Origin of the sequence: Kineosporia sp. R_H_3, assembly GCF_002198675.1 — a bacterium.
Taxonomy (GTDB): Bacteria; Actinomycetota; Actinomycetes; order Actinomycetales; family Kineosporiaceae; genus R-H-3.
Genome location: NZ_MWLL01000075.1, coordinates 1 through 4,300 on the forward strand (window position 1 = coordinate 1; position 4,300 = coordinate 4,300).

The 4,300-nt window shown below is 74.1% G+C and carries 6 protein-coding genes; 1 reads left to right on the plus strand and 5 read right to left on the minus strand.

The annotated features are described in order from the left end of the window. Positions 1-215: 215 nt before the first annotated feature. The 4 genes from ECOMGDLI_RS34450 to ECOMGDLI_RS04515 form a co-directional block, all read right to left on the minus strand. Positions 216-575, minus strand: a complete 360-nt coding sequence (locus ECOMGDLI_RS34450) for a Rieske (2Fe-2S) protein (RefSeq protein ID WP_158220898.1) — start codon at positions 573-575, stop codon at positions 216-218. Then, positions 572-1,828 carry a cytochrome P450 gene (locus ECOMGDLI_RS04505; protein WP_088314292.1) on the minus strand — a complete coding sequence of 419 codons (1,257 nt, stop codon included), beginning with the start codon at positions 1,826-1,828 and terminating at the stop codon, positions 572-574. The genes ECOMGDLI_RS34450 and ECOMGDLI_RS04505 overlap by 4 nt, the downstream gene beginning before the upstream one ends. 51 nt (positions 1,829-1,879) lie before the next feature. Next, the gene (locus ECOMGDLI_RS04510) at positions 1,880-2,194 is read right to left on the minus strand and encodes a hypothetical protein (RefSeq protein ID WP_088314295.1); all 315 of its coding nucleotides are present in this window, start codon (positions 2,192-2,194) and stop codon (positions 1,880-1,882) included. A 106-nt stretch (positions 2,195-2,300) separates the two neighbouring features. After that, the gene (locus ECOMGDLI_RS04515; RefSeq protein ID WP_088314298.1) at positions 2,301-2,972 is read right to left on the minus strand and encodes an NAD(P)-dependent oxidoreductase; all 672 of its coding nucleotides are present in this window, start codon (positions 2,970-2,972) and stop codon (positions 2,301-2,303) included. Between the two features lie 100 nt (positions 2,973-3,072). Here ECOMGDLI_RS04515 and ECOMGDLI_RS04520 point away from each other — a divergent pair, with 100 nt between their 5' ends. Further along, positions 3,073-3,507 carry a MerR family transcriptional regulator gene (locus tag ECOMGDLI_RS04520; RefSeq protein WP_158220899.1) on the plus strand — a complete coding sequence of 145 codons (435 nt, stop codon included), beginning with the start codon at positions 3,073-3,075 and terminating at the stop codon, positions 3,505-3,507. On the opposite strand, the gene map is transcribed toward ECOMGDLI_RS04520, so the two are convergent. Continuing rightward, positions 3,494-4,300 (minus strand): type I methionyl aminopeptidase (gene map / locus ECOMGDLI_RS04525; protein WP_088314304.1); only part of this gene is annotated, 807 nt, incomplete at its 5' end. The two genes, ECOMGDLI_RS04520 and map, sit on opposite strands and share 14 nt — an antisense overlap.

A 4,300-nucleotide genomic window follows, 5' to 3' on the forward strand; every position in this document is an offset into this window, starting at 1 on the left:
GCTCGGGCAGTCCGCCAGATCTGCTGCACCCCAACGGATCTCACCGCCCAGCGGATCCACCGGCAGGTCGTCGTCGGCGGTGTCGACCACGCGACCGACCTGTGCTGCGAGCTTCTCCGTCATGATCCGATCCTAGCGCAGCCCAGGCAAGATGTCGAACACATGTTCGAATCAAAGTCGTTGCAGCGCAACGGCATCGCTCTGCAACGGCCCGGCTACGAGCGACCCGCTGCGCCCTCGTCGCCGACGACCAGCCGCCCGTCGACCACCACGAGCGGCCGCACCGTCAGCGCCCGCTCGGCCGGCCCGAGGAGCACCTCGCCGGTCCGCAGGTCGAACTCGCTCCCGTGACAGTTGCAGGCCAGCACATGCCCGTCGAAGACCTCGCCGTCGGCGCCGAACGGGCACGCCGCGTGGGTGCATTCGTCGTCGACCACGACCCACCCGCCCTCGTGGCGCACGACCGTCACCGGCGCCCCGTCGAGGTCCGCGGAGACCACCGTGCCGACCGGTGCCGAGGCGTCGACGTCCGCGACCGCCGTCCGGCCGGTGCGGCCGGCAGCAGAGGCGCTCACGCGTCCCACGCCAGTGGCAGCGTCGTCGCCCCGCGGGTGGCCCAGCCGTGCACGACGGGCTCGGCGTCGGGGTCGAGGCGCAGGTTCGGCAGCCGGGAGAACATCTCCTCGAGCACGACCTGTGCGAGCACCTTGGCCACCGAGTGCCCGATGCAGAAGTGCGTGCCGTACCCGAACGCGACGTGGGTCCGGGCCGGGCGGTCCAGGTCGAAGACGTCGGGGCGGTCCGGCCAGCACGCGGGGTCGCGGTTCGCCGAGCCGATCATGAGCCCGACCTCGGTGCCGGCGGGGAACCGCAGGCCGCCGAGGACGGCGTCCGACACGGTCACCTTCTCGGTGATCCCGAACGGCGACAGCCAGCGCAGCCCCTCCTCGACGCACCGCGTGACCCAGGCCGCCGGCTCCGCGCGCAGCCGGTCGGCCTGACCGCCCGCCCCCGGTGCGGCGTCGGGCCGCCCGAGGACGCCGAGCAGGGTGTTCGCGGCGCCGTGCGCGGGCTCCTGGAACCCGCCGACGACGAGCACGCCGATGCTGCCGATGAGGTCCTCGACCGGTCGGACCTGCCCCTCGGGCAGGCCGTCGTGGAGCATGTGCGACAGCGCGCTGCCGTCCGGGGCCGCGGCGAGCTCGTCGAGCCGCCCGTCGAGGTAGCCGAGCAGGTCCGCCTTCGCCCGCCGTCCGCGCGCGGCGACCTCGGAGCTGCGGCCGAAGTCGACGAGGTAGGCCGCGTAGTCGTGGAACCAGCGGCCCAGGGTCGCGTCGTCGACGTCCGTGAAGCCGAGGACGTCGCCCACGGCGCGCTGGCTGATCGGCTCCAGCAGCGCGGACGTCGCCTCGCAGCGCCCGAGCGGCGCGACCGCGTCGACGTACCGTGCCGCGGTCGCGCGCAGCAGCGTCTCCCGGTAGCCGGCGACGGCCCGCGGCCGGAACGGCGGGTTGATGGCGTTGCGCAGGTCCCGGTGCGCGGACCCGTTGAGGCTGATGACGTTCGGCTCGCCGTAGACGTCGTTGAAGATGCCCTTCGCCGGCTCGAAGACGGTGTCGTCGACCCCGGCCTGCTCGCACAGCGCGTACGTCGTGACGAGCACCCGGCCCGACGCCGGCACGTACGCGACGGGGGCGTTCTCGCGCAGCCAGGCGTACGTCGGGTACGGGTCGGCCTCGAGCGCCTCGAGGGAGAGGTCGACGACGACGTCGGTCGCGAGGTCGCTGCCGGGCGTGCGGTCGACGTGCAGGGGCGGGGGAGCGGTCACGCGGCGATGCTGCCAGAGCGGACGTCGCGTGCCCAGGGCCGTACGAGCGGGTCAGCGGTCCGCGCGACGGCGACGCCGGGCCGCGCCGCCACCGCGGCCGGAGCTGCCGAAGATCATGGACACCCCGACCATGAAGCCGAAGTCGTACCAGCCGCCGTTGTTGCGCACCTCGTAGATGCCGACGCCGTCCTTGAAGAGCGACACGATGAACGTCACCGGGCTGATGAACCCGTGCCACAGCCCGAGCCAGAAGCCCGCGGCGTCCGGGCCCGCGACCGACGCCGTGTTCGGGCCGGCCGCGCAGGCGGTGAGCGCGAGCGCGCCGACGATCAGTGCGAGGGCGATCCCGATACGCCTCATGGTCATCCCGCTTCCCGTGGCCGCGGTCGGGCGCCGGTGCGGCGTGCCGGGCCGGCCACGCCACCAGCCAACGCCTCCACGGGCCGGCCTGCGCGGTGCGGACGTCCCGCGGTCACGACGCGGCGACGAGCACCCGGCGGCCCGCGCCGTCCGCCAGGGCCGTGGTGAGCAGCAGGTCGGCGACGTCCTCCCGGGACACCCTGGGGTTGCCGCGCATCGGACGGCCGGTCGCGTCGGCGGGCAGGCCGGTGCCCGGTGCGTCGGTGAGCGTCACGGCGCGGACGACGGTGACGGGCAGGTGCCCGGCGAGGGCCAGCCGTTCGGCGCGGTCGAGGTTCTCGTACGAGTGCCGCAGGGCGCTGAACCGGACGACGAGCCGGAAGACCGCCGGGAGGGCCGAGCGGCTGTCACCCGCGCCGAAGGCACTGAGCAGGACGAGCCGGGGCCTCCCGGCAGCGGCCGCCAGGACCGCCGACACCGCCGTCGGGACGACGTCCGCGGGGCCGTCCAGCCCCTTGAACGGGTTGCCGGCGCGGTACCGGACGCCGACGGCGCTGACGACGGCCGTGCTGCCGTCGAGCGCCGTCCGCATCGCCGTGCCGTCGTCGAGGGCGCCGCGGACGACGGTGAGGCGGGGGGCGGCGGCGAGGTCCGCGGGCAGCCGGGCCGGGTCGCGGACCAGGGCGACGACCCGGATGCCGCGGGCCAGTGCCCGACGGACGACGAGCGAGCCGACCTTGCCGGTCGCGCCGAGGACGGTGATCTGGTGGGTGGTGCCGGACATGGCTGCTCCAGGTGGGTGCGGTCCGCCGCTGCTCGGCGGGCTTGCAGCCAGGGCACACCTTCGAGTTGACTCGAAGTCAAGCCGTGCCCGAGGAGGTCCCGTGACCGAGCCCGACGCCGTCCCCGACCTGCCCTGGACCGTGGCGGCGTTCGCCGCCCGCACCGGCGTGCCCGCGACGACGCTGCGCTACTGGGACGACGAGGGGCTGCTGCCCGCGCACCGGCTCGACAACGGTCACCGCCGCTACGGCCCGGACGACCTGCCCCGGCTCGAGATGGTGCGGATGTGCCAGGGCCTCGGCTGCACGATGGACGAGGTACGGCTCGTCCTCGACGCGCCGGACCCGGCCGCGCGGGCCCGGTTCGCCGCGGAGAAGCTGCCCGAGGTGCTCGGGCGGATCGAGCTGCTCCGGGTCGCGGCCGACGTCCTGCGGCACGTCGCGGTGTGCGAGCACACGGACGCCGCGTCGTGCGGCGCGTGGATGCGCTCGGTGCTCGAACCGCCGGGGGAGGGGCCGGGCCTCAGGGCAGGGTGAGGATCTCGGCGCCGGTCTCGGTGACGAGGATCGTGTGCTCGAACTGCGCGGACCGCTTGCGGTCCTTGGTGACGACGGTCCAGCCGTCGGCCCACATGTCCCACTCGAAGGTGCCGAGCGTCAGCATCGGCTCGACCGTGAAGGTCATGCCGGGCTCGATGACCGTCGCGTGGTCCGGCGCCGCGTCGTAGTGCGGCACCACGAGGCCCGAGTGGAACGCCGTCCCGATGCCGTGCCCGGTGAAGTCGCGCACGACGCCGTACCCGAAGCGCTTCGCGTACGCCTCGATGACCCGGCCGATGACGTTCACCTGCCGCCCGGGGGCGATCGCCTTGATACCGCGCATCATCGCCTCGTGCGTGCGCTCGACGAGCAGCCGGGACTCCTCGTCGACGTCGCCGACGAGGTACGTCGCGTCGGTGTCGCCGTGCACGCCGAGGCCGTCGACGGTGAGGAACGCGGTGATGTCGATGTTGACGATGTCGCCGTCCCGCAGGACGGTCGAGTCCGGGATCCCGTGGCAGATGACCTCGTTGATGCTGGTGCACAACGACTTCGGGAAGCTGCGGTAGCCGAGCGTCGACGGGTACGCGTGGTGGTCGAGGAGGTACTCGTGGCCGATCCGGTCGAGCTCGTCGGTCGTCACGCCGGGCGTGATCGCCTTCGCGACCTCGGCCATCGCCCGGGCCGCGAGCCGGCCCGCCTCGCGCATCGCGGCGATCGTCGCGGCGTCCTTGACCTCCGGGCCGGTGTAGCGGGCGGGGGAGGGCCTGTCCACGTACTCGGGCCGGGG